This window comes from Candidatus Obscuribacterales bacterium, assembly GCA_036703605.1.
Classification (GTDB): domain Bacteria; phylum Cyanobacteriota; class Cyanobacteriia; order RECH01; family RECH01; genus RECH01.
In genome coordinates this window covers 1-1,223 of the sequence record DATNRH010000831.1, presented here as the reverse complement: position 1 = coordinate 1,223, position 1,223 = coordinate 1, and the positions used below count along the sequence as shown (strand labels likewise).

2 protein-coding genes are annotated in these 1,223 nt (G+C 50.4%); both read left to right on the top strand.

All coding sequences use genetic code 11. From position 1 onward, the window contains the following. Positions 1-281: ribosome-recycling factor (locus V6D20_17155; protein HEY9817510.1), on the top strand; the 281-nt coding region annotated here is incomplete at its 5' end. 714 nt (positions 282-995) lie between these two features. After that, positions 996-1,223: DUF6679 family protein (locus tag V6D20_17150; protein ID HEY9817509.1), on the top strand; the 228-nt coding region annotated here is incomplete at its 3' end.

The window sequence follows — 1,223 nt, the reverse complement described above, 5'->3', positions numbered from 1 at the left end:
ATGACGGCAGCACCATTCGCCTAAATATTCCCCAACTGACGAGCGATCGCCGGAAGGAATTGGTGAAAGTGGCGTCTAAGATTGCGGAGGAAGGCAAGGTCGCCCTGCGCAATATTCGTCGAGATGCAGTGGATGAGGTGCGAAAACAAGAAAAAAATAGCGACATCTCTGAAGATGAATCTCGCGATCAGCAAGACACGATCCAGCAAATTACAGACAAGTTTGTCAAAAAGATCGATGAGTTGCTCAGTGCTAAAGAAAAGGACATCACCACCGTCTAAGTGATGTATCTCAAGCAAATAGGGCGCTCTCCAGGACAAGCTAAGGCTGGAGAGCCCCTGGCATCTATCCAATTTAGTCTGCTGCTCAAGGGATGGCACAACACAGACTCATTGCGGTAGCCGATGAATAGTCGGTGCTCCTGCTTGGAGAGAACCATTGCTTGGGAACCCTAAGGAAGCAGGATATCTCTTCTGCGAAGAAGGGAAACCTGTGCTCTACCCATGAGGGTGAGCATCGGGAAAATGTCACGTTCAGCCCAACTATCGTTAGAATGGGGGGTAGGAGATGTGGACTTCCCGTTTCTGAACGCCTCCAATGTTGTTCTGCTCAGAACCAGGAGGCATGAGGTGGTTCTGTACCCGCAGCGATCGCGCTCTGGGTTTAGACAAATGCACTCTTTCAACATACTAATCAACGATGATTTTAATTGCGTATCATCCTGACTGTGATCGCGTTGCTCCAAGGGGTTGCGGCACACAATCCGCCCCACCAACAATCTGGGTTGCAGCCTCCAGTGCCAACCCTGCCCTAACCCAAAGGAGCGATCGCCGGGAACTATACGCCTAGGGCTGTATGGATGATCTAGTCGGACGATCTGGGTTTCCCGATCGAATCCTAGACCCTCCCCGCTAGATCCCTATTTCAGTACTGTTAGGCAGCTTGGCTCCGTCCTAACCCGCATTGAGGATTGACCTCTCAGGAGAAGCGACATTATGCTACATCGCAAAATTTATCAACTATGTTGTGATGGTCGTGACGTATGGGTCTTTTTACGCGATCAGCAGCGCTGGATTGAACGAGCGCGCATTTTAGATATTGAAGGGGATTTAGTTACCCTGCGCTACGAAACCGAAGAGGAAGACGAAACCTGCTCTTGGGAAGAAATGGTGCGTTTAGAGAGCATTGGTTCGGTGATGCAGAAGCTCGCGGCTGTACCCCGA